Below are 25,828 nucleotides of genomic sequence, written 5' to 3' on the forward strand. Positions count from 1 at the left end.
TGGGGGAGTGATTCGTTGAATATTGAGGAATATGCATGGAATAAACATGAACAGCAATTAAGAGAAACTAACATGTTTACTTATACTAGTCCAAAGATAAAGATTATAGATAACCATGAATTAAGAAATCGGCTTGAAGAAACGCTTGAAGAGCTGCCGCAGAAGTTTCTGGCCAAATGGGCTTTGAAAGTAGCAGCTGAGCACCTGGATCATCTGGACCAGCAGCTTGTAAATGACCCGCGGATTGATTTAGGTATAGAAACGCTAGAAAAGCGTATAACTGGTGAGATTAGAGCCTTTGATTTAAGAAAAGTTGGATTCATAGTCAATGAATTGGCCAAAGAGTCCACAACCGAGGCTAGTAAGTATGCTGCCCGTTCTTTTGCACAAGCCATAGCAACTGGACATATGCGAGGACACGCTATGGTTTGCAGTGACTATGCAGTAAAACTGGTGAATTACATATCAGATCATTCTTCAGTTGCAGAGGCAGCTACTAAAGAACGGGAAAGACAATTAAGGATAGCTGAAGAGTTGCTTTGAAATTAAAGCTTTAAAGATGAACATGTATGAGGATGATTATAAAAGTTAAATAATGGTAATAGTCAATTTATATAATCAAGAGTTATGTAATCTAATGCAACAATAAAAACATTATCAGCACTTAAAGTTTTATGCGAGACTTGATGAGCTTTAAAGCTTAATACTCGTTTAAGATAAATCGATTACTAAATAAGAATCAATTGCTTATGAAAGGGCAGTTATTTTGAACAGGTTTGAACATTGATTAGATAATCATTAATAGACAGTAAATTGGCAATAATTTGCATCAAATTGGTTGGTTCCTTTAATTTATATACTACTTCCTCACAAAACCCGTATTTTGTACATATGTCACTAAGATGCATTCTACTTAGATTATACATAGATCTATATGGATTGTGTCACAATCTAGGGGTTTATATTATTTGATCTATTTATCACTTCCTCTTTTGAGTTCCGAGCAATAACCACATCATTAATTAGAGCCTTGCGATTTCGACTGGCCATATCAATTGCTCAGAGTTTCATCAACCACTTATAGGACGGCACACAAATGCATTCAAAAAAACCGTTGAGCTGGTTCAACGGTTTTTTTGAAATTCCTACAAGGCATCACATCCAAGTTAAACATTGAGCGATAATCACCCTTTGTTTATATGCGCTAATAACCGGTAGCGAAGCCAGATAATCTTCTTCACTTATTGCACACAGTATGTACTAATTTCTTCTTTTTTGAAAAGATTAGATAATAAAGAACTTTGCTGCGTTCTATAGATATCCCCAAAAGTCCCGACAACAATTGTAAGTCTCTTTTGAAGAGTACTATTATTATTTAACTAATCACCGGAAAACGAATCATAACTGTCGTACCACACCCTACCCCGCTGCTAATGTGGACAGTACCTTGATGTTGATCGACGATCCAACGTGCGATCGATAGCCCTAGACCTGCTCCATGATCCCCTCTACTTCTAGAGGAATCTCCCTTATAAAAGCGATTAAATACGAGTGGTAATTCATGTTCCGAAATACCCACTCCGTTATCCTTGACGGTTACAAGAACTGATTTCCCCTGCCTCACTCAAGATCGATTTGCCCATCCGCCTGCGTAAATTTAATGACATTGTCCAACAAAATCATGAACAACTGTATGAGACGATTCTCATCTCCATTCATGAGCAATTCCGAGCCTTCGACATGAAGCTGTACCCGCAACTGCCTGTAATCCATTATTGGCTCCATTTTTTTGGCGATCTCTTTAATGATCCCGTCAATACGAACAGGTGTGCATGAGATAACTTCCTCATGTGAATCGCCTCTTGCCAGAAGAAGTAGGCCGTCTACCATGTTGCTCATTCTTTTGGTTTCTTTCAGAATGACTGAAATTGGAGCACTTTCTTCCTCGATCGTATGATCGGGATGGCGTAACAATATTCTACTTCGGCTACGGTACTTAAAAGGGTAAAGTTAACGGGTGGCCGTTAGCTTAATAAAAAGACAGCCGATCATCTAGACGGCTGCTATCGTGTATGGATTGATCGATCATTCCCCGTAAGCGTAATGATGTTGCTTCAGTCTAAAATAACTGCAATCATATTAACCTGCTCCGTAATTTATAGCGAGGTTACGAACTTCACCTCCGGAAAACGGCTATCCGGTCCTTTCATTAAGATTCCGTCTTGATTTTTCAGATACATATCGAAGAAATTCAGCATATAGGTATTGGTAACGGAGTCCGCTCTATCGGGCTCAATCTTTCCTGTAATGCCCAGCATTTTGAAAATCGGAGAAATGAACTGTACGTCGGTAAAATTCAAATGCTCCGTATTTTCGATATAGAGGACTTGTCCCCCTTCGTCGACCGCTTTGCGCATCCGTTCTAGCTCTAACTTTTTATCTTCCGTTACTTGATCCTCCCACTCTCTGGTTGAGCCTATACGGTTAATTTCTGCATCCGTGTAGACCCGGTTATCCATCACCATTTTTAATTTTTCAAAATAGCTTTCCGAGTTGAGGAATAAAAACGGTTTTTGCAGTCCCTCTCTTTCACGCAAACGATAAAGCCCTCCATCTAGGTCTATGCCAACCGCGATTCGCGGATCGTAAGAAGCGTCATAAGCCGTTGCTCCACCGATAGAATGACCGAACACCCCGACATGGTCGAGATCAATCCAGCCTTTTAGATGACTTGGAATCTGCCCCGATTGGATAAGTTCGAATTGGTCCAGCACAAACACCACATCGTCGGTTAAAACTTTGCCTAACTTGTCGCGATTTCCGCTTTCCGTCCGATAATCATGGTCAGGCGAGAATAAGTCGTTGGTTGTGCTGGTCGTGATTCGACCGTCCGGAAACTCGGTTGCAGATGTGTTGTAGGTGTGGTCGATCATTGCCACGATATATCCGTGACTCGCGAGATATTCGGCTTGCGACGTGTGGAGGAACCTAGAAGAGCCGTTGCCGGGATTCCCAAGGATCAGTGGGTATGAAGTCTTTGCCGTAGAGATTTCCGCTTCCGAATATGCATGACTGGATACGTACTTCAGGTGTTGAAAAGTAAACCCGGGAAGACCATAGTTCGCGGCCATATAACTTAAAATCCGCGTATCGGGAATAAAAGCAGTTCGCTTGCCACTACCAGCTTGAGTCGGATACCATACCTGAACCATCAATTCTCTTTTACCCTCTCTTGCTTTATCAAAAATCTCTTCCCTATTGGTATCCACAAAATGAAACGTTTGCGTTCCTACCTTAAATATGCCTGTCAGTTCAGGGAGTTTAAACACAGGAAAAGTATACATGAGGACCGCTGTTCCGACCAGCATGATCGCTATAGCGGTATAAGCTGAACCCAACAGGAATCGAGGGATTTTTTGGAAACCGCTTTTTTTAAAATAACTATAACTTGAAATGGCTAAAAAAAAGACCGTTATGCAATATGATAAAAACAGCTGCACTCTGTATCCTTCCACCGTCCAATGAATGACCAGTAAAACTGCGGCGATCCCGCTTGCAACGAATACTGGAATTATACGCTGACCTTTTTTTAATACAACTGTTAATACAAACAAACTGATGTTTGACAAATATAGCAATAATTCAAACAATCTCATCTCAAGTCTCCTTTAAAAAAAATTTCATTTTCATTTGTTCAAATCATTCCTGCCTAGCTAGCCTAACCTCCCCTCCTTTTGCTGCTTCAGTATAAAGACGGTTTCTCAATCCAAAATGTATCAGTTTCGTTACTGTAAACTGCTTATTAGCTAATGAAAAGGCAGCCGATCATTTGACCGGCTGCCTTTTCATTTTGATTGAGCTATCGTTTATCATTAACTAGCTTAATGGATCACATTTGTAGTTTAATGCAACCTACCACTTATTCCCTTAATCTCCCTTTACTTCATTATCGTTCGGAATTAATTCATACAAGGCACGAACATCACAACCGATGGAATCGGCGATCGATATGGCAATTTTGAGTGGCATCACTCTTTTGTTTTCAATAAAGTCGTAAACTCGTTCCGGTTTAAAAAACAAGTCTTTTGCCAGCCATTCTGCTGACTTTCCGGATTCCATCAATCGTTCATTCAGTAAGCAACGTCCTAGTTCAAATTTCAAGAAGCGATGACCTCCCGTATAAGATAATACTTAACCTTAAGCGTTGTCCATTGCCAGCATGAATATACTTCATAAAGAGTCCTATAACGATGAAATTCCCCATGCGTCTGCCCAATTGTTGGGCGAGTTCCATCGCGGGCCTTCGTTTCCCGTTAGTTCAACCGTGTCAGACTCCGAAGAACTCTTTTATCTTCAGCCAAGACTCATACCAAAATGTTTTCGATTTATATGGTATGGCGTTCTCTATCTGTTCCTCATTTTTTATTATAAAAACTGCATTATCTGTGGCTTTCAAATTATTTATCTTGGCTGTCTTTTCTATATTGTTCCTCTCTTCTATCTGCACACTCCGCTTATCAACCGAAGTTTCAAACGAATTTTCCTGTTCACGATTGAGATATATGATGCATAATAGCACTGTGTAGAAAATCTGCAAAATCCTCATTGCTATATTGATTAAAGTAGTTATTGAATCGTACATCGAATTTATAAGTATCGGCAATGCAAGCCAGTAGCTCTTTATCACATGGCATGAATTGCATTAGATTTTTTTTCCACTCCTTGATTAATCGCTGAACTTCATCGGAGGAAGGATGCTGATCGACACAAGACGCAATTTGCTTGAATACTTCCTCCATCGATTGAAAACGTTCATCTATTTCATCTTGTGATAGTTTATCCAACGTTTCATTAAACACATTATACGCTTCTGTTTCACCATAGATGAATCTCGCCTCATTTGCATATTGTTCTTTTAATGGCAAAACGGAAGAATTGTTGAAAATTTGCAAATTACTAATATCATTCCCCGAAACGTATTCTTCGAGAGCAACCATGATGGTTTCTAGTCTTTGTTTTCTCGAAAATAAGGTTTGTCTCTGCTTCTTTAATATTTGATTCTGTTCTTGCCTGGTCAGCTTTAAAATGTCCGCAATTTCTTTCAAGGAAAAATCCAATTCCTTTAAGAACAAAATAGTTTGAAGTTTTTCCAAACTGCTTCGATCATATAAGCGATACCCTTTTTCCGTCAGATGTGTCGGTTTAAATAAATCAATCCTATCGTAATAATGCAAGGTCCGGCTTGTAATGCCTGTAATCTGAACAATATCTTTAACAGCTAATAATGGTTTCTTCATCCCAAAATCCTTTTACTTCGTCTAGTATTTGAGCAGCAGGTGTTATTGTGGCCTCAAAGATTGTTCTTCCTGTTTTTCTTAAATAATATTGGATTAAATAATATCCGCAAGCGTAGCCAGCACTATAAGGCATATTGACCGGTTCAAAGTTTTGAAGTTTGGCGATCTCGTCACCGTAAAGATACGGAGCAAATTTATCAAACCCTGTTAATTGCAATTGCTCTCTAAGGACAGGCTTTATGCGCCTGTTAAGTGTGTCTGCGTTTGTTTTCGTTACCCAAGGGCCGAGCAATTCTTCGCCAAACATGAACATAGCATAGTTTTCAGCTAATCCTTCACTTACAATGAGCTCGCCCAAATTAACGGTGTGATCCCACTGAATAAATTGATATCGCACATTATGGTTGCACTCGTGCGCCAGCGCAGCCTTCATTCGAGAAATCGTGTACTCATTTGGCAAGAGTGTACCCCAGATAAACCCGGGAATGCCCCCAAAGCCACTATATCCTTCGTTTATTGTTAAGGCACTGCTTTCAGGATTCCCTAGTTGAATGGTAAACAAATATTCGGATACGGGGAGACTTATTTCATGCTCTATAAATAGACGGAGGCTTTTCCTTACCGCGTGCTCACACTCTAACCAAAAAGAATCTGATGAAATCAACTCTACCTCAGATGAAATCTGCTGGGTAATCTGATCAGGGGATCGATGCATTATACTATTAAACGTAACAACGTCAAAACCATTCCCCTCTTCAGCTCTAAAAGGGATCTGTTGAATTTGCCATTGTTTCATAAAGGGAGCCATCATTTCATTTCTGAATAATTCAAGTTTTTCCTCGGGCGAAGCTTGGGCAACTTTTTGATAAATGTGGTCTGAACGCAATGTTTTTATGTTCATATCTCTCACTCCTAGTCGTCTATAGTGAGAATTATGCACTATGACCTAACGTCATAGTCAAGTAATTTGGATCAAATACTGATAATTAGGTACTTTTATCGCCAGTTATATAAGTTTCTTCCCAGATGATTCTCCTTTGCCCTAATAATTATGATTACACCGTTGAATCAATTGTTAGATACGAATTTGCAAAAGGTTACAAACAATTTCGTTGATATTTCAATATAACAGAAACTGATCGTATGGAATGTCGCTCCGTACATATATAAGCAATAACGCCCTATCTCGTGCTCTATAACATCGTCCACCTTAAGAGTAAGTTAGGTCAGTTTTTATGGAGTATATTGTGTAAACAAGCTTATGCGCGCTTTTTTATTGTTATAGAACATATGGATTTGGTTTGAATGACAGACTCATTCTTTAAAATAGGGCGTAATCCCTCTTGAATATAGGTTCTCCACTAACTTGAAAAATTCTTCAGACGATAAATCCTTTTGACGCTGGAGCCAAAGACGAAACAAAGAAAGAGCAGTTGTCAGGTAAAACTCAATGAAGTATGGCGTTAAGGATTGGTTTTGCGGAACGTTTAATCCTAATTGATCCAAAGTGATTTCTTTCTTTAAGCGTTTTAAAAAACGGGCACTTCCATAATCACCCAAAAGGGCATTAAGAACCAGGAGATGTTCTTTTTTATCCAGACAATTGAGCGTATCTTGAACCGTATCCTTCGATAGCTCTTTATTCGCCAATTCTTTTTTCATGTCATTCAATAAGTCATTTTCAACAGAGTCTAACAATTCGTAAATGTCAGTAAAGTATTGATAAAAGGTGCTGCGGTTATATCCTGACTTATTCGAAATTTCCTGAATCGAAATTTTTTCAATCGGCTTTTGGCTATATAACTCACAAAAAACTTCTACAAACTTTTGTCTTGTTTTCTCCGTTATTTGGGGTTGCTTTTTCATGTTACCCTCCTACTAGTGAATAAGAATATCATCCGACAAATCATAAAAAACTGATGGTTGATCAAGGAATAATGAAGATTTATAATCACATCATACAACATGTTGTCGGATAATTAAAAGAAAATGCTAATAAGTAGGGGTGGTTTAATTGTCAGCAAAACAAGATAGAATTTTAATTTTTGGTGCAGGTGTCATCGGGAGCATGTACGCAATTAAGCTTATTGAAGCAGGGTTTGACGTTAGCCTGTTTGCACATTCGAATAGATATACATCATTAAGAGAAAATGGCCTGCAGTATATAGAAAAAGGTACAGTTAGATCGATACAAGTGAATGTCATTGATACGCTCGAAAATGACGATGTATACGATTTTATTTTCGTTACCGTTCGTTATGATCGGTCGGAATCAGCATTGTTAGCGCTAAAAGATAATCAAAGCAAAAATATAGTTACGATGATTAGTAATTCAATTGGATTTTCTTCGTGGCTGGATATCGTAGGGGATAGACTTTTACCAGCTTTTCCTGGCTTCGGCGGACAGATTAAAGATGGAGTATTGCATACTCGATTTCTACCAAAGTTTATAGCGGCAACTGCATTTGGAGAAATTAATAGTGTAGTGACAGAACGCATAGAAAACCTCGCAAAATTATTTAAGACAGCAAAGCTTCCCTACGTTATTAAAAAGGATATGCAAGCGTATTTAATCACACATTCCGTATCAGATATTGCCATGTTGAGTTTTTTGCATTCTGAGAATAAGATAATTGACAAAAAAACAGCCAGAACCAGAAAGACGGCACGCAAAATAACAGTCACTTTAAAAGCGTATCTAAGGGCAATACAAAAAGCTGGCGTTTCAATTGATCCATCAATGCTTAAAATGGTGCTGAAATTTCCAAACTTATTTTTGGATCTTTTCTTTATGACATGGCTAAGAACTAAAATGGTTAGGGATATGATGTTGCCGGATTATGCGAATAATGCTAACAATGAGATTGTGCAGCTGAGTAATGATTTAATGAAATTTTTAAGTCAAAATGATATCAAATCGGAAATACATGTTCAGTAATTTTTTGTTAAAATAGTATGGTGATTTTTAATTTATTTTCATTAAATCCTTCAATTGGGGTTAATCTAAATATGAAAATCGAAATATATAGTTTTTTCGTAACATCCTTGACTAAACTAACGGGAAACGATAATTGAGCAACAACAGCGGCAGTCTAAGACTTTATTTATCAAGTCTTTTTCTGTCGCTGCTTTATTTACTGGACCCAGTCTAAGACTTTTTTTCACAGAACACCATACATATCCACATATCGCACTAAAGAATCCCCAGTAATAATCAAAACTCATAAACGTTCCCCTCCCACTTTTCCTAACTTGCAATCCATTAAGTCCAAAACGCCCCATGATAATCTCTCCCCGAAACGCCCGCCACTCTCATTTCTATGGCTTTCATCTTCACTTCTACGGAGTAGCCCACTTTGGTTACCAACACAAAAACACCTCTCAAATGATCCCCCTATCTTACGACTGGGAAGAACTTTCTTAAAGGTGTTTTGATTTGACTCACGTTATGGCCGAGTGCTCTATTTTGGTTTTTCTATCGCTTTAAAGTCAGGCTGAATGTTTAAATAACTCCCAGATGCCCATTACCTCCGTGATGGCGCGATCAATCGTTGCAAAAGGGACTCCGTCCCTTGCTTGTGTAGATATGCCATGCATGAAGGTATCAAAGACGGTAGTCATCATCGAGACATCTATGGACGAAGGAATTTCACCAACATCTATGGCACGCTGGATGCAATCTTGCAGGTGGCTACGAATCTGCTTTCTTTTTTCAGCAACAATTTCACGAATATGATTGTTTTTGGAGGAGCATGTGCTAGCTGACAGCACAATCAAACAGCCATTCGGATGATCGCTATCCGTTTGCATTTTTGCGGTACGTCTTAAAGTTGTTTCAATTGCTTCCCGAGGAGTAAGCGTGTGATCCGCAAGACTTTCCGTGACTCGTCCAAAAGTCCCCATATATTGTTCAACAGCTTCTTTAAACAGGGCTTCTTTTGACTCAAAGGCCGCATAGAAACTGGCTGCTGAAATATTCCCCATGTCCGCTCGAAGTTGTAGCAACGAGGTTGCTTCGTATCCTTGTTCCCAAAAGAGCATCATCGCCTTTAAAAGCGCTTCATCCCGATCAAAAATGCGTGGACGTCCAGTTCTTGCCATAAGAGATCCCCCCCTTGTTTTTCTTAATTATATACTAATCGATCCAAAAGTTATTGACAAGGTGTGAAAGGTTGAATAACATAAGGAATGATCGATCCACAAGTCGATTAACTTTTCATATCTGCCTAGAAGGAGGCTCATAGATGTCTGATTTATCTTCTAATCGTTTCCCATGGTTGGGGTTGTTAGCCTTAGCTGTGGCTGGTTTTATTGCAATTATGACTGAAACCCTTCCCGCGGGGTTGTTGCCGCAAATCAAAGAAGGGCTACAGGTGTCGGAAGCATTGGCTGGACAACTTGTCACATTGTACGCCATTGGTTCGATGGTTGCCGCCATACCCGTGGCAGTACTGACTGGGGGGTGGCGGCGGCGTCCGCTTTTGCTTCTATCGATTATCGGATTTCTTATCTTCAACACTATTACAGCTCTCTCATTGAACTATGTACTAACACTTGTCGCTCGCTTCTTTGCCGGAGTAGCTGCCGGTGTTTTATGGGGCTTGATTGCCAGTTATGCTCTACGTATGGTGCCTGATCATCTAAAGGGAAGGGGCATGGCTGTAGCCATGATTGGAACACCCATTGCTTTATCCCTTGGAGTTCCTGCCGGTACGCTGATAGGAACCTTAATGGGCTGGCGCTCGGTGTTCTGGTTGATGTCGTTGTTGGCGTTCTTGCTAATTTTCTGGGTGCTCTGGAAAGTTCCCGATTATCCGGGACAGTCGGCTGATAAACGCATTTCAGTATTCAAAGTTTTACTCACACCTGGGGTGATTCCTATCTTGGTTGTGGTTCTTACCTGGATGCTGGCACATAATATTTTGTACACCTATATCTCTCCTTTCCTGGATGATATGGGGCTAGAACCCTATCTCGGACAGATTCTACTTATTTTTGGAATTATGGCACTGGTGGGAATCTGGGTGATTGGGATTTTCATTGATCGTTGGTTGCGTCCGTTGGTTCTCATCAGTCTTACCGGATTTGCTCTGATATCTCTTGTACTAGGACTTTGGAGTGAGCATGGTACTATTATCTTCATTTCTGTTGCGCTGTGGGGGCTGACATTCGGTGGTGCGGCAACATTGTTGCAGACGGCACTTGCCCAGGCTGCCGGGAAGCAAGGTGTGGATATCGTGATGCCTATCAATACAACGGTTTGGAATCTGGCTATCGCCGGCGGTGGGATATTGGGAGGAGTCCTTCTGAATCAATGGGGTACAACCTCCTTTCCTTGGGCACTCCTGCTTCTCTTGCTTCTTGCTCTGTTTGTTGCCTGGCGTGCTAAAAGGTATGGATTTCGCCCATCCCAGAGCCGTTAAGTAATCCGATTGCCATCCGTCTGCTATTGACTGTGAATTGTTCTTGCACGATTGTGGCAATCATTCATCGATTTGCGCCACTGAAAATCATAAAATGCAGCACCAAAAACCATAAATTATATCAGATCGATATGTGAACCTGACGGAATCATGAATTTCGTCAGGTTCTTTTTGTAGTCTAGTCTTGTAAATCAAAGCAATCTAAGTAAACATAAAGGTTTTATATTACTTAGTATAAGTATACTTTACTTTTGTTAAAAATAAGTTTATAATTTGCTTCAAGAGGTGATGGTCATGAAGAAAGATTTTGGTGATTCGATATCCAATAAGGTTTATGAATATCGTGTACTTGCCAGAATGTCTCAGCAAGAATTAGCAGAGAAAGTCGGGGTTTCCAAACAAACCATTTTCGTAATGGAAAAAGGGAATTATGTTCCAACTCTTCTATTGGCTTTTCGAATTGCCGATTTTTTTAATGTTGATGTAAACGATGTTTTTACTTATTTGAAAGGAAATGATCAAAATGAAAATTAAGTCTATTTCTGATATCCATAACGCAATTTTTCACCCTTTAAAGTCCTGGGCTGAGCAATCTACGGGAAATTGGAATATTCTCATTGGAGTCGGTTTTTTACTGCTCATGGGTAGTGCGATTTTTACCTATGTATTTTATAAGAAGATTGGGCAAGACGATGAACGGACAAATAAAATCTTTTTGAAAAGCAGTTACTTTATGCTGTTGACAATTATTCTATGTGACATGATTTTTCCTAAAGAGTATATGTGGAACATCTTTTTCTTGTTCAAATATGCGCTAGCATTTTTAGCTGGTGGAATTTACATGGCCATCCAGTATAAAAAGGATTTGTCGTAAGGAAGGGTCGCAGAGCGAGGGCCAGCTAAGGATGGGGATTAGACAATGTTGATAAATATACTAACTAAGTGATATGGAAGTTCAATAGGTGCAATCGGGTTGTAAAATAAATTGCTAAAATCAAAAATATCCTTTTATGTTCCTTCCCCCCTCTGCTTCTAGCGGCAATGTTTACATGTTCTTGTCCTTTGATCGCGACAAGAACATGTATTCATAAATCAAAAAAAACCGCGCTCTGCCCCTCCTCTTATCAGACTATTATATCGGTGAGTGTATACAAACCATGTAATGCTTGCTGTTAATAATGCTGACGAAATCAAGGCTGTAAGAACACTATATGTTTGCCAAATAAGTATCGTTGACCAATCTAATGCACAGCACATTATACACAGGGCAATCGTAGCAATCAGCAAAATAGCTGTTACGATTATTCGCTTTTTTGTCATTGGCTGCCGCTCATTCGTCTTCCTTCTGCGTAATCCTAAGAGAAAGAACAGAACGGCCAATAAGCAAAAAATAATTGTGGTAGACGATAAAATGATGTCCAAAAGCTGTGTGCCGCTTATTTCATATGACTGCGTTAGATTGCCGTCTAATATATCTTTAACTTTTAGTACAATGCTTCTGTTGATATTTGCGCCGTTGGTCAGCAAGCAGACGGCTGTTCGTTCATTTGGCAGTATGATCACTTCGGTTCCAAAATTGGGATTTCCCCCGGGGTGCTCTATAATCGTTTGGTTGGCGTTTACCGTCCAGCCCGCCGCATAATACATTTCGTTGACAGCCGGAACAGACATATCACCCTGATGTGATTTTTCGATAACCGTATGGAATATTTCGGGTATGTCCTTCACAATACCCATCTGTATGCTCATCCAACGCGCCATATCTTTTGTACAAGAAATGATGTAGCCTGCGGGTTTATTCCCGGAATAATCCGGTGCGTTATATGGAGTTGTCATAAAAAAGGAAGAACGGTAGCCCTGTGCCAACTGTCCGGTGGCTTGAGCATCTTCTTTATAAACATACGTCTGGTGAAGACCTAACGGCTGAAATACCTGTTCCCTCATAAAGTCTTCATAGCTTTGTCCCGACACAATCTCAATAACCAAACCCAATACGTCATAATTAACGGTTCCATAGCTATACTGTTCACCGGGAGGGAACGCCAACCCAGCATCTACCAGCTTTTCCACAGTCTTTTGCAGCAAATCTGGTGTATTGCCTTGTGGAATATTTTGAGAATGCCTACTATTTGTTAGGCCGCTAGTATGGTGAAGAAAGTTATTGAGTGTAAGGCTTGTCATATCAACAGGTTTCCCTTGATACTTTAACGTAAACCAAGGTAAATATTTTTGGACAGTGTCAGTCATTGACAGCAGCCCTTGCTCCTCCAACAGCAGAATGCCCATGCCGGTAAAGGCTTTACTGACCGAGGCCAACTCATATAGTGTATTTTCACTTGCAGACAACCCACTTTTACGGTCTGCATACCCGGAAGAAAAGTAGAACATTTCATCATCAGCAAGTATCGAGATTGACATTCCCGGCACACCTGATATACGACGGGCATCATCCAGCAACGCGTGTATTGCCGCAGATTGCGTATCTGACAACGACGCATAACTTTGTGTTGCGAATCCTGAGATTAATATAAGTATCGTTATCACACAAACAATAGTCTTTTTCATAAACTCTCCATATCGAAAAAATTATGCGAGGATAATATAAACAACCCGTAGTACGCCTTATCCACCTAATGTATCGTTCCATTTTACTTAATGCTAGACGTTCAATAATTAGATTACAATTGTAAACTTCACAGACCCATGTATATTATTTCTTGTTTCGCAAAAAAGACCCCTCTGATTGCTTACCGGAAAGGTCTCCTTTCTTTTATAAAAATTCCACCCTATTATGATAAAGCTCAGCGTAGGCAAGTTTCATTAATCTTTCCATGTTACCTGCCATCCATATGACTGAAGTTTAAAGTATTTACTAAACTCCGCGACTACGGACTTCGCATTCTCTTTCGATGTTGCATGAAATATAGTTATATCGACTATATTACAGTCTGAAATTTCCTCCAAACCTTTAAGTCTTGATGCATCTACTCCAATCTGCTTTAGACTCATACAATTTTTGAGTATTGTTAAATCTCCAACCGGATAAGTGAACTGCTTTAATTTCTTCAATTCTCCTATAACCTCTATATGTGATTCATCTATTGCACAGCTATCTGTCTCAAAAACCGTAAGATTCTTTAAAGCTTTTAAGAATGATAAATGTGGTATTGTCACTTGTTTGAGCTCTAGTTTTATTAACTTACTAAGGTTTGAAATATAAAGCAGGTCGCCAACCTCCATTTCTTCTAAACTTAGTTCCTTCAAATTTTTTATAGTTCCTATTAATTCCATTTCAATTGAGTTCATTCTACATAATCTCAAACTCTTTAAATTCTTTATATCTTTCAGTTTATGTATATCTTTTAATGGAAGTCCTATTAATGTTAGCTTCCTTAACCCATCTAAAGAAACCAAGTACTTCAAATCAGACTCTTTAAAAGCTTCTGATCCTATCACAAGTTCTGCTAAAGAAGTCAACCGTTGAAGTACATCAAAATTAGTAATTTCATCCGCATGTATAATAAGTTCTTTAAGATTAACCATATGGGTTAAAATATCCAAAGATATTGCTCCGTATTTTTGAGCTTGATCAGCTCTAATAAATACCATTCTCTTTTTTTTCAATGTTTTTGAAGATACAAAACCACTCTCAACATCGTCTTTAAAATACTCTTCCCAAAATCCGCTTACAGGGATAAGGCTGTTCTCTTCGATATTCCAATTAGTCAAAGCTAAAATATCATCTAACAAACTTCCATTTTCACGAGATAATATGATTACATCATCTTCTTCACGAATACCAATACTATTATTTCTGAGGCTCGAATCAATAAATTCAAAGAAATGCCCCAAACTTTCAGCAATAACATAGGAAAAATTAGAATTATGATCAATCGTAATAATTTGCCCATAAACGCCTTTATTTCCGGGGTCTAAATCTATTGCCAAAAATGAGCCACCACCATCTTCAGCAAAAGGAATCCAGCCTTCTCTGTAGTTCCCATCTTTTATTACATCTGATTTGCTGGATATAATATCGTATGCTGATTCCAAAAGGGACTTCCAGTTGCTTACTATCGATTCAATGTTCATCCAACCAAGACCAGCCATAACACCAAAAATCTGCTCTCCTTCTCCATTAGAATTCATGTATAACTTTCTGAAATCTTCTGGAAATTTGCAGTTCATCATGCTCTCGAAAAGATCTATTTCTGATTCCTCAAGTGCTGGATTCAGTAATTCCTCTACATTTGGTATATGCGATTTTAATGTCTCAATAAGTAAACACTCTTCTTTTTTATTAGCTAACGACATATAGTGGCCCCCATTCTACAGAGTCATAATAGTTTCAGTAAACATCCTTGGTTGATCATCAATCATTTTGTTATGATTCATCTTCAACAGTTCTATCAATAATTAATTCTATCTTACATATGGAGCATCTATTTCCCAATTTAGCAATATCGTATCATGAATTTGTAAATATTGTTGTATTAAGTCATATACAAAAACCTAAGAGTCATCTTAGGGGTTGATTTTATCTCTATATAAACTTCAATCACAACTAATTTTTCACCCTATTTATGGTACGGTTCAGCCCGATTTGTCCTCACCGCGGGATACATCTGTTCCAAGCTTTCAGCCACGTTTAGATTCTATTGTGATTGTGCGCCCTGAGTCTGAACCAGCTGATCTTCTCAACTGCTGTGTTGCGGTCCCCATCTGCAGTTTCCGGGCAATCTGCTTGTTGCGCATTCCTCTGATACCTTCAATAGTCCTCCTTGCTTCATTTAGAGTTATATATACTGGTTTTCTCAAATTAATCACGTAATCTAGTGCTCCGAATAATAAAAAAAGCCCGCAAGCTAGGTACCTGCGGCTTTGAATTTTATTTAGGATATGTTGTAATTTATTATTATCTCTCCCCTCCCCAACAAAGCCATAGCCCCCTTTTATGGAGTTGCTTGTGGAAGCTACAGCAAAGGCTATACGCGTTGAATCGTGGCTATCACGACCCCGGCAAATCCAATGCCTAACTGCACCAGTATTTCCGTGCTCCTAGGAGGACACGCTATGCGATTTTCAAGTGGCAATCGCCTCTTTCTGTTCCTTAGCTTTTGGGAATCCTTGATCTACTCCTTGTTCTCTACGACTATCACGCAAGAGCTCGTACGTCACATACACCGGTCGCCCTGTTCGTGGTTCCAGCATAATCTCGGCATCAATGGCAAACACCTCACGCAGCGTTCGTACCGTCATTACACGCTCTGGCGAACCATGCTCCACCACCTGGCCCTCACGAATCGCCACCATATAGTCGGAGAAGCGTGCTGCCAGATTCAGGTCATGCAGCACCATCACAATCGTCACCTGTTGACTGCGATTCAGTTCATAGAGCAGTTCCAGCACTTCAAGCTGATGCGCCAGGTCCAGATAGGTGGTGGGTTCATCCAGCAGGATCAGATCGGTTTGCTGGGCGAGAGCCATCGCAATCCATACGCGCTGACGCTGACCGCCAGATAGCGTATCGACCTCACGATGCTCAAACGCTGTAAGCTGTGTAACCGATAGGGCCCAGGCTACTACTTGCTTATCCTCTTTGGAGAGCTTGCCGAAGCCCCGTTGATGTGGAAAACGCCCATAGGCGACTAATTGACCGACCGTCAAACCGCTTGGTGCGGTCGGCGTCTGCGGCAGAATCGCCATCTGCTTGGCCACTTCCTTGGTGGACAGCGTGCGGATATCTGCACCATTCAGATAAACCGTACCATTATTCGTCTTAAGCAGCCGACCAACTGCCTTTAGTACGGTTGATTTGCCGCATCCATTGGGACCAATAATCGAGGTAATCTGTCCACGCGGAATCTGCAAGTCCAGTTCTTGTACGATAAGCGTGTCATTATAGGCAATATCGATTTGTTGCGCTGTAATACTTTCCATGACGTCCTCCTAATTGGCCTTCGATAGTAAATAAAGAAAGTACGGAACACTGATGACCGTAATGACAATTCCCGTCGGCACATCTCCCCCCAGGCTAACCGTGCGCGTAATCGTGTCAGCAAGTACCACGACTAATCCCCCGGTCAGGCTGGCAGCGGGAACGAGCAATTTGTGATCGGGCCCGACCAGTTTTCTTGCCATATGCGGAGCGATCAAGCCAACGAAAAAGAAGCTTCCACCTACGGCCACACTGCCAGAGGATAAAGCAACCGCAGCGATCGACAACCCCAAAAACTGCCGCTTCACGGCAAGACCCAGCCCTACTGCCGTCTGATTGCCCAGATGGAGGGTGTTGAGTATGCGAGACTTGTAGAAAATATAGCCGAGTAAAATCAAGACCCATGGTCCCAGTACGGAGATATAGCGCCAATCAGCGCCCCATAAGCTTCCTGCCAGCCAGTGCAGCATGAAATCCATCTGCGAATCATTCAGCTTGAGTGTCAGGAAGGTGGTCAGCGCTTCATACCCGCTTCCGAGTGCGACCCCGGTTAAGATCAAACCGATTGGTGAGATATCTCGCCCACGGCGATACGATAATAAGAAGATTAATCCCACCGCCAACAATCCGCCAACAAAGGCCAGTAGTGGCAGAGCAATAAAGGAGCCCTTTCCTGTTGATGCGATGAATACGACAAAGAACAGGACAAACAAACCTGATCCCGAACTAATCCCCAGCGTCCCCGGACTAGCCATGTCATTGCGCAGCAAACTCTGCATCACGACCCCAGACGCTCCCATTCCCAGACCTACCAAGATCGACAGTGTGATTCGTGGCAGGCGAAAATCGAACACGATCAGATTTTGCTTGTCTGTACCGTTTCCCAGGAGAACATTCAGCACTTCTAGCGGTGAAAGATTCATTTTGCCAGAATTCATGCTAATGACAGCAAACATAAGGATGAGCACCATAAGCACTATATTGACGATTATGCCCCTTTGCACCGTATAACGCTGCTTGATCATTCAGCTTCCCTCCTTTGCTTGCGAGCCAGGAAGAGAAAGTACGGCACACCAATGATAGAAAATATAATGCCAATCGGTGTTTCGAACGGCTTATTGATCAAGCGTCCAGCCAGATCGGCCGACACGGTCAGCAACGCACCATATAGCGCAGCTGCCGGAATAATGTAACGATAGTCGACACCGATCATGTATCGCACAATATGTGGGGTAATCAGACCAACAAAACCGATGGGGCCAACTAAGACAACAGCCAATCCAGTCAGCACGAGCACGATAATCGTCGATAACCCCTTGACAAGTCCGCTACGAATACCGAGTCCACTTGCCACATCATCCCCCAAACTGAGCAGTGTAACAGAAGGAGATAGCATCAGCGCCAGCAGCACACCTCCAACAAATAGCGGTGAGATAATTAGCAATTCCCCCCACTTGACCCCCGCTGTACTGCCTGCCGTCCAAAATGCCAATGCTCGACCCAGGTTATAATTGATCGCTAAATACTGACTGAGTGCGCCAAATAGCATGGAGATGGACAGTCCTGCCAGTACCAGCCGCTGAGGCGTCATCCCGCGCTTGCCGAGTGACGCGATGAAATAAGTGATCCCGGTCGCGAGCGCTGCTCCCAGACAAGCAAACAGCATCATCTGCCCATACGAATAACCCGGCAGAAAGGCCAGGCAAAGAGCAATCGCGAATGCTGCCCCAGAGCTGATCCCCATCAGCCCGGAGTCGGCCAGCGGATTGCGCGTCGTTCCCTGCATAATAGCCCCACATACCGCAAGGCTGCACCCGACGATCAGATCGGCTACGGTACGCGGAAGACGTAGGGTTTGAATAATTTGATGCTCAGTGAGCGTTGGATCAAATCGGAAAATAGCCTCCCATGCAGTCGCTAACCTCATGTCGGCGGCACCGAAGCTAATCGACGCCGCCGACATGAGAACCGTTAATCCAAGCCCTACCACCATGTACATGGTGAAGTTCACCGCCCCACGGCGTTTTTGTTCAGGCTTGTTTTTCATTACGTTTTCCTTTCCTTACCTACTGACAGTCATATTTGTAAATTGGAGTACTTCTTAATACCTTGTCAAAACCCTTATTGAGGCATTGCCAGCAATTGTTTGATAATATGATCAATCAATGCACTGGAAGTCATTATATCCGTGGACCAAGATAGCGATGTACCCACCGTTATGATCCGATTATGTTGCACAGCAGGTAGTGATTTCCAGACCGCATTATTAGTAGGAACTTCCGTATCTCCTATAGCGATTAGATAATCCCCTATGTAAGCAGCCAATACCTCCATAGAGATATCTCCCCAATATTTATCTGCGTCAATAATATCAGTTTGAACTTTTGATGGTGCCTTCATTTTAAGTTCATTATAAACAAGCTCGCCAACCGCATGTTTGGCTCCAGCGATGTAGTTACTTTTATCACTGAATTCCCCCATAGTAATCGTCACGTCTGAAAGACCTGCATTCTGAAGGGCTAACTTCGCTTCTTCGATTTTTCCGGCATAAGCACTCAAAACAGCCTTAGCCTCTTCCTGCTTGTTCAAAACATCGCCAATAAAATGTATACGCTCTTCTGTAGTCATATCACCATAAGGGACATAAATTGTTGGGGCAATTTTGGATAAATCTTCATAATTTTCATCACCCCATGCTAAAATGATCAGATCAGGCTCAAGAGTCATGACATCTTCCGGCTCCATAGCTATTTTAATGGAGTCTGTAATCTGGTTAGCAAAAACAGCCTCTTTCCCGTCCCTTGCTGCTCTCGCCACACCTAGAGGAGTTACACCCAGGGCTACCACATCACCCACTAAGTAATCGACTACAACACGCTGAGGGTTGTTAGGCACCTTAACGTCACCCTTTACTGTGGATATCGTTCTCGTCTGCGAGACTGCTTCTGAAGCAGTCGTCTCTGATACTTCCGGTTGTGTCTGTGCAGGGTTTGGATTTACCATTCCCCCGTTATTCGATGGCGTTCCCGACGCACATGCCGACAATAACAGCATCAAGCTCATCGCCGCCGCCAAGATCATTTCTTTACTTCTTACTTTTCCAAACATGGTTGATTCCCCTTCTCTATAAGACTGGACTAGACCTGCTAGTTCCCTCTCATAGTAAAGAAAATGAGAATCATTATCAATACCATCAACCTGCATGGATAGTGCGTTTATTTTCCGATAATCACTTGGTGTCATCTTGTAATACTTCTTAAACATCCGAAACAGATTTTTCTCATCTGCAAAACCAGATCCTGTTGCGATCTCTTTAATGGTTGCTTCTGTATGCTTCAAGTCATGGCAGGCAGCTTCAATCCTTCTCTGAATGAGGTACTCCTGTAAGCTCATGCCTTCCTTCTTTTTGAACAGCCGCGTCAATTGCCCGCCACTGATCCCAAACATATCGGCAATTTCTTGAAACATAATCGGCTGCATGTAATGTTTATCGAGGTATATCTTGGCAGAACAAGCCGGATCTGGCTGGAGATACCGAATCTCACCACTCTCAAAATCTCTGTAGACCCCATGAATCAATTGATATAGAAAACTTTTGGCCTGCAGCTGATCCATCGCCTTGCCGCGGTTCCAGCCATTCATCATCTGTTGAAACCAATCGAGTAGCAAGATAGGATTACTTGGTGTATAACCAAACTGTTGAACAAATGGGTTCACTTCCTCCAGTAATTGCTGCAGGTGCCTCTTGAAAAAAAGAGGTAATTCTGCTTTATAAAACACCATAAAGGTCTTCACATTCTCCCCTATAGGTGAAATACTGAGCAGGCTCCCCTTCCCTCCGTGAACTAAACCAAAGCGTTCCATTCCAAATGTGGTTTCATTCAGTTGAATTTGTGCTTCTCCTCCACATGCATAGATAAACATGCTACTAGGCATTTTATACTGCTCCAACGGGTATTGGGACGCTACATTCTGAAAACGCACGTCTATTAATGTAATGATCGAACGTGTCCAAATATGGGCCATCGTATCGATTATCTCCGGTGTAAATACCTGGCTTGCTGCTGCTTCGTCTTGCATCTATCTGCGCTCCCTCATCTCACTTTTTCCATTTTATATATCACCTATCAATTGATATTGATTATCAATATCATAATTCATGAGGTAAGTATATCATCATTAAGTGACATTGGGGACAGGGGCCGAATAAATGTATAGAATCCTTATCTAGGATGCTTTCATGAACGGTCATCGTTGCATCAACCCCACCTTTAAACACAGATATCGTAAAAATGAACGTTTCAGCGGGCTTCCGCTTCGAGAAATTTAGAAGAACATCGAATCGGCAATCACAAGTTCTTGCCCTGAACAAAAGACAAGAACTTGTTCCAATAAAAAAACCGCGCCCAGCGCGGATTCCAGTGAGACTATGTTCTTGTCCTCTGATCGGAGAATCGTTTCTCAATCTCAGCAGAAGATATAGTTTACAGCTAAATATCACGAAGCAGTGAAGTATTAAGCTCCGCTCTCCCCAAGTAGCCGCTGCAGATAACGGGGCGGTTAATGATTTCATACATTTTTTTAAGATCGGAAATGTACTCTTGGCTCCAAGTTTCAAACGAATCGAATTCCGCCATTGATATTTGATGGTACTCCGGGGAGTCGGTTACCCCCGTTAGGACCTCATATGCATAAATATTGTCACCAAACTTTCCTACAGATTGGTATCTACCTGTTTTCAGGCGGATATAATCGGTATATCTCACGGTCTTCCCTCATCCTTTCATTGATTTCATCATGTCTATTTTCTTAATCTTGTATAAATCTAACTCCGCAGCAACTCGTCCCGCGCTTCCGTCAGTGCGAACCCCAGCAGATTTCTACCCCGCCATTTCACGGGATTCTCCGCATCTGGATTGGACTGGCCCATGCCGATCCCCCAAATACGGTCCCGCGGGCTAGCCTCCACAAGGATGCGGTTCTTCGTCGAGTTAAGATAATCGTTAAGCTTCGGATTCTGCGAAAATTTGGCCAAGCTGGCTCTTTTGACGATACCGTAACATTCCTTATCCCAAATATCTTTGTCAAAGTTTTGGACCGCACGTCCAAAAGCCTTCATCTCTTTTGGGTGCTTAGCTTTAAGGATGGACTCCAGCATTTCGTCATCGCCGAACACCCTTGCCTTTTCGGCCATCATAAACTGCTCGGCGCAGGAGTACTGCGTTCCCTCTACCGTGAACGGGCACATCCACCATTGGCTGAAGCAGCTTTTATCGACGCTCCCGTCCTTAGGCGGTGTATGTCCCCAAAAAAATACGAATTTGAACTTTTTTCCTTCGTTATATACTTTTCTTAACTCATCGATATTGTAAATCATCGTTAACCCTCCAAATTTCTCCGATATAAGCGGGATGGCCTATGCCCCGCATTTTCGGTATAATGATCGGTCTCCACTACAAGATCTGCAACTTTACGCCGGAAGGCCGCCTTCAACAGCTCTTTATCCATAATTACCTCATACACCTGCTGCAGTTCCGTCAAGGTAAAAAGCATCGGCATCAAGTGCAGTGCAATATCGGTATAATTCACTTTTCCCCGCAACCGATCAATCGCGCATGCTATGATCTTCGCATGGTCGAAGGCTAATCCGTCATTCGATACGATCTCATAATCCGTGCCAGTCGATGTAGTCTTCGCTGTCATAGTCCTTGCCACGACCGCCGAAAGTTCTTCTTCTTCACTGCTTAGTTTGAGTTCGTACTCCAGCGTCTTGATGTATCCGTCCTCAATCAGCTCTTTTTGCTCCCGCAGCGGCCGATAGGATACCTTGAACCAGGCGGCGTCTGCTGCATCATCTCCTGCCTTAAGCTCCAACTTGTCGCTGTTGATCAGAGCCATATAGCTGCAGCTTATCACCCAGGTTCGTGGGTCGCGCCCGATATCACTGAACGTATACAGCTGTTCCAGATAAATGTCTTCCACACCGGTTTCCTCGCATAGTTCCCTTACTGCTGCCTGCTCAGTCGTCTCATTCGGCCGGACAAAACCGCCAGGCAGAGCCCATTTGCCCAAGAAGGGGTGAGCCCCCCGGCGAATAAGGAGGACGCGTAGCTCTTTTTCCGGCAGTTTGCGATAACTGTCAGCATCCTCTTCCGTCACAGTGAAAATAACCATATCCGTTGTCACTGAAGGCCGCTCGTAATCCCCTGCTCTGTATTGCTCCAAAAATTCGCGTTCCATAAGACCATCCTTATCCAACAAATCCAAGTGGGTACGCCTCCTTTATATTTGATTTAACCGTTCAGCTCTCCGAAATAGTTTCCGTAGGGCTCGAACTTTGCCAACACTTCATCAACCTTGCGAATACGTTCCTCCAGGCTCCCCCGCAGCGTAATATAGGGGATCCGCCGCTCCTTCAATTCCGCGATAATCTGTTTATGAAACACATGCCGCTTCTGATCCCCACTGCGGTCCCAAGTATCGTCGTAAGGAATATCGTCAGCGCATAGGAAGAACAGATCATAACGTTGCGCGTTCTCAAGAGCGATCCGGGTTAACAGCTCTGGGGCCCGGCCGTGGTAATCCAGGGCGAACATATACGTCGTGATCGCATTGGTATCGACGAACAGAACCCGGTTCGCCTCAAGTATTGCCTGTTCTTCGCGCTCGATATGACCCACCGCGATTTCATCGAACGCTTCCAAACCGATTCGGCGGTCCACCTGATGTTCGGTCCAATAATCGCGTCCGTATTCGTTTGCGAACGTCGTGCAATATCGCCGTGCCAGCGCTTCGGTGATCGTCGACTTCCCCGTCGACATCGCTCCAACGAACACCACTTTCGTGATCAAATCCCGGTACACGATATCACTTACGAACTCCCTGTACTTATATGGATTGGAACGGACCATCGTCGCTGAGATCGGAACCCGCTCTCGGGCTTCATCCACCCGCCGGTCTATTGCACCCAAAGAGAGACTCATATGTTTGCCGTAGAACTCGCTCGAGTAAAAATGCGTTACTTGCTCTCCGTTCAGCAAACCGAGTATATACTGTTCTTCCCGAATCTCATGCTCCCTGTCATCCGAATACCCGTCCGGACCGTCCCAAGCCTCGATTACCCGGACTTCCGGATAGAGCCTGCGAATCCAATTTGCCCGGACATGAAGCGGGATCGGGGTGACCGTCGTTTCGTAAATGACCAAGATCAATTCATCGACTTCTTGTAGTGCCGTCTCGATCATGAACTGATGGCCTTTATGCAGCGGGGCAAACTTCCCCAGTGTTAGTCCAAGCGTTTTCATGCCGCCACCTCCTTAGCCCCTTTATTCCAAATATAGTACCCGTATACTGCGTTGACCAGATACGCGCTCCACATCACGATCATCAGCAGGCCTTCTCCGCTACCCTCCAGCATACGAATCACCCACAATAGCACCGTAAAGAGATTTAGCACGATATAGACCAGCCATTGTTCCTTGAATCTTCTAACCATTAAGAAGGTCGCCCCAACAGACAGCACCGTCGTAGTAGCATCGATGTAAGGCGAGTTCTGTCCCGGAATGAACGAAAGACCAAATCCGAGGAGCAAGCAGCCGATTACACAGACCATCCCAACGAGGAGCAGTCTTCTAAGATCCATCTGCCTCATGGTCAGCCTACCATCTTCTTGCCGATTACTTTTCCACATGTAGAAGCCAATGACATTCATTGGAACGAAGAATAGCAGATTGAGCATAACCTCTCCAAACAAACCGTTAATATAGGCCAAATAAGCGTAACCGACTGTATTGTACATGCCGAAAACATAGCTCATCAGGTTGCCCTTCGCCGCAAGCACCACGCATAACACCCCAGTAATAAAAACCGTAAATCCGAATAAAGAGTCCTTTGTTATCACCGTAAACCCGACAGCGATTGAGGTAAACAGTACCAACCACGTAATTTCGAACAGATTCCAGCTACCCGCCACCTTTTTCATCTTGCATCCCTCCGCTTTTTCGACTCATTCATAGAGTGAAAAACATAAGTTTTACTTAGTATCATTTTGTTAATAACATATTGTTACTATCAAAAATAACAGAAAATCCTGCGAAGGGCAAGTAAATTCTTCCTATTTCTACAGACAGGTACTTATTCATTTGTAATGGTTCGTTATAGGATCAAGCATAAGCCCTTTGCTCTAGGGATAATTGAACTCCTCGCCAGTAAGGTATGCGTTTGGAAGTCCAGAAGGCTTCTCAACAGAACTAACTTTAATTGTGTGAAAATAAAAGAAAACCCCTAATAAAAGGGGTTTCCTCCAATCTTGTTCAACTAACGTACCAATAGGTGAACTGTTTTTTTAGGTATGTATTTTATAATTCTCACTCTATAAGGTTTACTATTCCGTCTTTATACTTAAATAAATAATCACCCTCTTTTTCTAAGAGAACAGGTAAATATTGAGCTACCATTTCAGCAATTCCTAAATTACTTGGGTTCAATATCCAATCAATTTGTTTCCAATCGAGAATACCTTCTCTCGTTATTTGTATGGGCTGATTTCCTAAATTCTTATCTACTTCGAATAAGTACAGATACAATCCATCTTTTTCCTCGCCATTTTTATCCCAGGTAATGATACCTTTTGAATAGTATTTGCTTACTTTAATACCCGTTTCTTCTAATACTTCACGTTTTGCACCATCATCAGCATTTTCGCCTACTTCATTTTTACCGCCAACACCGTTCCACACGCCCATAATTGGTGGTTTTTCACGATTCAACATTAAGATACGGTCGTCACTCTTTAAAAAACACACATTATATTGAAACACGAAATCATCTCCACAATTAAATTGTGCACTACATCAGATAAACCCGTCTTCGGGTTCACCAACATCAAATCCTAATACTTTTGTCGCTTCCAATTTAAATCTCTCTATCCAAGAATTCCAATCACCATTACTCATCTGTGCATAAAATGATAATCCACTTGGCTCTACTGAGGCCAAAATAAAAATATCATCATCTTCCTGCCCGAACCAATAGGGAATTCCATTTTTATATCCTATCCAACCTGGCATACTCTCATATATATTAGTTACTTTATCCCAGACTTCATCTGATAGGTAATACCATATATTTAGATTGCAATTTTGAGAGGTTAGGTTACTCATTTGTGTCCC

The 25,828-nt window shown here is 42.0% G+C and carries 26 protein-coding genes; 5 read left to right on the forward strand and 21 right to left on the reverse strand.

Going from position 1 to position 25,828, the window contains the following annotated elements; translation table 11 throughout:
* Positions 1-15 precede the first annotated feature (15 nt).
* The gene (locus tag MHH49_RS24985) at positions 16-543 is read left to right on the forward strand and encodes a putative immunity protein (protein WP_038571367.1); all 528 of its coding nucleotides are present in this window, start codon (positions 16-18) and stop codon (positions 541-543) included.
* Between the two features lie 832 nt (positions 544-1,375).
* On the opposite strand, the gene MHH49_RS24990 is transcribed toward MHH49_RS24985, so the two are convergent.
* From MHH49_RS24990 to MHH49_RS25020, 7 genes are all read right to left on the reverse strand, one after another.
* Complete coding sequence (locus MHH49_RS24990) at positions 1,376-1,624, reverse strand: sensor histidine kinase (protein WP_076143606.1); 249 nt, start codon at positions 1,622-1,624, stop codon at positions 1,376-1,378.
* Positions 1,621-1,974, reverse strand: a complete 354-nt coding sequence (locus MHH49_RS24995) for an ATP-binding protein (RefSeq protein WP_052097068.1) — start codon at positions 1,972-1,974, stop codon at positions 1,621-1,623. Before MHH49_RS24995 ends, MHH49_RS24990 begins: the two co-directional genes overlap by 4 nt.
* 182 nt (positions 1,975-2,156) lie before the next feature.
* Positions 2,157-3,656, reverse strand: a complete 1,500-nt coding sequence (locus MHH49_RS25000) for an alpha/beta hydrolase family protein (RefSeq protein ID WP_341138580.1) — start codon at positions 3,654-3,656, stop codon at positions 2,157-2,159.
* Positions 3,657-3,927: 271 nt separating this feature from the next.
* Entirely contained in the window at positions 3,928-4,161 is a 234-nt protein-coding gene (locus MHH49_RS25005; RefSeq protein WP_036676988.1) for a hypothetical protein, read from the reverse strand.
* Between the two features lie 386 nt (positions 4,162-4,547).
* On the reverse strand, positions 4,548-5,297 hold the full coding sequence (locus MHH49_RS25010; protein ID WP_036676991.1) for a MerR family transcriptional regulator: 750 nt from the start codon (positions 5,295-5,297) through the stop codon (positions 4,548-4,550).
* On the reverse strand, positions 5,272-6,198 hold the full coding sequence (locus tag MHH49_RS25015) for a DUF2268 domain-containing protein (protein WP_036676993.1): 927 nt from the start codon (positions 6,196-6,198) through the stop codon (positions 5,272-5,274). Before MHH49_RS25015 ends, MHH49_RS25010 begins: the two co-directional genes overlap by 26 nt.
* Positions 6,199-6,611: 413 nt before the next feature.
* The gene (locus MHH49_RS25020) at positions 6,612-7,163 is read right to left on the reverse strand and encodes a TetR/AcrR family transcriptional regulator (protein ID WP_038571364.1); all 552 of its coding nucleotides are present in this window, start codon (positions 7,161-7,163) and stop codon (positions 6,612-6,614) included.
* 148 nt (positions 7,164-7,311) lie between these two features.
* Here MHH49_RS25020 and MHH49_RS25025 point away from each other — a divergent pair, with 148 nt between their 5' ends.
* A complete protein-coding gene (locus MHH49_RS25025; RefSeq protein WP_038571361.1) occupies positions 7,312-8,235 on the forward strand; it encodes a ketopantoate reductase family protein in 924 nt (307 codons plus the stop codon).
* A gap of 551 nt (positions 8,236-8,786) precedes the next feature.
* Here MHH49_RS25025 and MHH49_RS25030 read toward each other — a convergent pair.
* Entirely contained in the window at positions 8,787-9,398 is a 612-nt protein-coding gene (locus tag MHH49_RS25030; RefSeq protein WP_038571358.1) for a TetR/AcrR family transcriptional regulator, read from the reverse strand.
* Positions 9,399-9,541: 143 nt separating this feature from the next.
* Between MHH49_RS25030 and MHH49_RS25035 the strand changes: the two genes are divergently transcribed.
* From MHH49_RS25035 to MHH49_RS25045, 3 genes are all read left to right on the forward strand, one after another.
* A complete protein-coding gene (locus tag MHH49_RS25035; protein WP_038571354.1) occupies positions 9,542-10,720 on the forward strand; it encodes an MFS transporter in 1,179 nt (392 codons plus the stop codon).
* Positions 10,721-11,014: 294 nt separating this feature from the next.
* Positions 11,015-11,254, forward strand: a complete 240-nt coding sequence (locus MHH49_RS25040) for a helix-turn-helix transcriptional regulator (RefSeq protein WP_036677000.1) — start codon at positions 11,015-11,017, stop codon at positions 11,252-11,254.
* On the forward strand, positions 11,244-11,594 hold the full coding sequence (locus tag MHH49_RS25045; protein ID WP_036677002.1) for a hypothetical protein: 351 nt from the start codon (positions 11,244-11,246) through the stop codon (positions 11,592-11,594). Before MHH49_RS25040 ends, MHH49_RS25045 begins: the two co-directional genes overlap by 11 nt.
* 218 nt (positions 11,595-11,812) lie before the next feature.
* On the opposite strand, the gene MHH49_RS25050 is transcribed toward MHH49_RS25045, so the two are convergent.
* From MHH49_RS25050 to MHH49_RS25110, 13 genes are all read right to left on the reverse strand, one after another.
* Positions 11,813-13,285, reverse strand: a complete 1,473-nt coding sequence (locus tag MHH49_RS25050) for a serine hydrolase domain-containing protein (RefSeq protein WP_038571351.1) — start codon at positions 13,283-13,285, stop codon at positions 11,813-11,815.
* Between the two features lie 255 nt (positions 13,286-13,540).
* Entirely contained in the window at positions 13,541-15,034 is a 1,494-nt protein-coding gene (locus MHH49_RS25055) for an SMI1/KNR4 family protein (protein ID WP_038571348.1), read from the reverse strand.
* A gap of 768 nt (positions 15,035-15,802) precedes the next feature.
* Positions 15,803-16,660 (reverse strand): ABC transporter ATP-binding protein, encoded by an 858-nt coding sequence (locus tag MHH49_RS25060; RefSeq protein WP_038571345.1) that lies wholly within the window; start codon positions 16,658-16,660, stop codon positions 15,803-15,805.
* A gap of 9 nt (positions 16,661-16,669) precedes the next feature.
* Positions 16,670-17,683, reverse strand: a complete 1,014-nt coding sequence (locus MHH49_RS25065; protein ID WP_038571342.1) for a FecCD family ABC transporter permease — start codon at positions 17,681-17,683, stop codon at positions 16,670-16,672.
* Positions 17,680-18,705: a FecCD family ABC transporter permease gene (locus MHH49_RS25070; RefSeq protein ID WP_052097066.1), complete on the reverse strand. Its 1,026-nt coding sequence runs from the start codon at positions 18,703-18,705 to the stop codon at positions 17,680-17,682. Before MHH49_RS25070 ends, MHH49_RS25065 begins: the two co-directional genes overlap by 4 nt.
* A gap of 74 nt (positions 18,706-18,779) precedes the next feature.
* The gene (locus MHH49_RS25075) at positions 18,780-20,738 is read right to left on the reverse strand and encodes an AraC family transcriptional regulator (protein ID WP_341138581.1); all 1,959 of its coding nucleotides are present in this window, start codon (positions 20,736-20,738) and stop codon (positions 18,780-18,782) included.
* 410 nt (positions 20,739-21,148) lie between these two features.
* Entirely contained in the window at positions 21,149-21,424 is a 276-nt protein-coding gene (locus MHH49_RS25080) for a hypothetical protein (protein WP_036677015.1), read from the reverse strand.
* Between the two features lie 59 nt (positions 21,425-21,483).
* Positions 21,484-22,035, reverse strand: a complete 552-nt coding sequence (locus MHH49_RS25085; protein ID WP_076099111.1) for an NADAR family protein — start codon at positions 22,033-22,035, stop codon at positions 21,484-21,486.
* A 2-nt stretch (positions 22,036-22,037) separates the two neighbouring features.
* The gene (locus tag MHH49_RS25090) at positions 22,038-22,925 is read right to left on the reverse strand and encodes an NUDIX domain-containing protein (protein ID WP_076106699.1); all 888 of its coding nucleotides are present in this window, start codon (positions 22,923-22,925) and stop codon (positions 22,038-22,040) included.
* A 26-nt stretch (positions 22,926-22,951) separates the two neighbouring features.
* Complete coding sequence (locus MHH49_RS25095) at positions 22,952-23,962, reverse strand: AAA family ATPase (RefSeq protein WP_076273224.1); 1,011 nt, start codon at positions 23,960-23,962, stop codon at positions 22,952-22,954.
* Complete coding sequence (gene pnuC / locus MHH49_RS25100; RefSeq protein WP_076213808.1) at positions 23,959-24,639, reverse strand: nicotinamide riboside transporter PnuC; 681 nt, start codon at positions 24,637-24,639, stop codon at positions 23,959-23,961. Before pnuC ends, MHH49_RS25095 begins: the two co-directional genes overlap by 4 nt.
* A gap of 385 nt (positions 24,640-25,024) precedes the next feature.
* Positions 25,025-25,477: an NUDIX hydrolase gene (locus MHH49_RS25105; RefSeq protein ID WP_036677025.1), complete on the reverse strand. Its 453-nt coding sequence runs from the start codon at positions 25,475-25,477 to the stop codon at positions 25,025-25,027.
* Between the two features lie 33 nt (positions 25,478-25,510).
* On the reverse strand, positions 25,511-25,819 hold the full coding sequence (locus MHH49_RS25110; protein WP_340891055.1) for a hypothetical protein: 309 nt from the start codon (positions 25,817-25,819) through the stop codon (positions 25,511-25,513).
* Between the last annotated feature and the right edge of the window lie 9 nt (positions 25,820-25,828).

It is taken from the genome of Paenibacillus sp. FSL F4-0122, assembly GCF_038002845.1.
GTDB classification, from domain to species: domain Bacteria; phylum Bacillota; class Bacilli; order Paenibacillales; family Paenibacillaceae; genus Paenibacillus_AQ; species Paenibacillus_AQ odorifer.

Coding starts and splice junctions, on each gene's coding strand:
- MHH49_RS25000 (WP_341138580.1), bottom strand. CDS start 3,656: ATGAGATTGTTTGAATTATTGCTATATTTGTCAAACATCAGTTTGTTT.
- MHH49_RS25010 (WP_036676991.1), bottom strand. CDS start 5,297: ATGAAGAAACCATTATTAGCTGTTAAAGATATTGTTCAGATTACAGGC.
- MHH49_RS25015 (WP_036676993.1), bottom strand. CDS start 6,198: ATGAACATAAAAACATTGCGTTCAGACCACATTTATCAAAAAGTTGCC.
- MHH49_RS25020 (WP_038571364.1), bottom strand. CDS start 7,163: ATGAAAAAGCAACCCCAAATAACGGAGAAAACAAGACAAAAGTTTGTA.
- MHH49_RS25030 (WP_038571358.1), bottom strand. CDS start 9,398: ATGGCAAGAACTGGACGTCCACGCATTTTTGATCGGGATGAAGCGCTT.
- MHH49_RS25035 (WP_038571354.1), top strand. CDS start 9,542: ATGTCTGATTTATCTTCTAATCGTTTCCCATGGTTGGGGTTGTTAGCC.
- MHH49_RS25040 (WP_036677000.1), top strand. CDS start 11,015: ATGAAGAAAGATTTTGGTGATTCGATATCCAATAAGGTTTATGAATAT.
- MHH49_RS25045 (WP_036677002.1), top strand. CDS start 11,244: ATGAAAATTAAGTCTATTTCTGATATCCATAACGCAATTTTTCACCCT.
- MHH49_RS25050 (WP_038571351.1), bottom strand. CDS start 13,285: ATGAAAAAGACTATTGTTTGTGTGATAACGATACTTATATTAATCTCA.
- MHH49_RS25055 (WP_038571348.1), bottom strand. CDS start 15,034: ATGTCGTTAGCTAATAAAAAAGAAGAGTGTTTACTTATTGAGACATTA.
- MHH49_RS25060 (WP_038571345.1), bottom strand. CDS start 16,660: ATGGAAAGTATTACAGCGCAACAAATCGATATTGCCTATAATGACACG.
- MHH49_RS25065 (WP_038571342.1), bottom strand. CDS start 17,683: ATGATCAAGCAGCGTTATACGGTGCAAAGGGGCATAATCGTCAATATA.
- MHH49_RS25070 (WP_052097066.1), bottom strand. CDS start 18,705: ATGAAAAACAAGCCTGAACAAAAACGCCGTGGGGCGGTGAACTTCACC.
- MHH49_RS25075 (WP_341138581.1), bottom strand. CDS start 20,738: ATGCAAGACGAAGCAGCAGCAAGCCAGGTATTTACACCGGAGATAATC.
- MHH49_RS25085 (WP_076099111.1), bottom strand. CDS start 22,035: ATGATTTACAATATCGATGAGTTAAGAAAAGTATATAACGAAGGAAAA.
- MHH49_RS25095 (WP_076273224.1), bottom strand. CDS start 23,962: ATGAAAACGCTTGGACTAACACTGGGGAAGTTTGCCCCGCTGCATAAA.
- pnuC (WP_076213808.1), bottom strand. CDS start 24,639: ATGAAAAAGGTGGCGGGTAGCTGGAATCTGTTCGAAATTACGTGGTTG.
- MHH49_RS25110 (WP_340891055.1), bottom strand. CDS start 25,819: ATGAGTAACCTAACCTCTCAAAATTGCAATCTAAATATATGGTATTAC.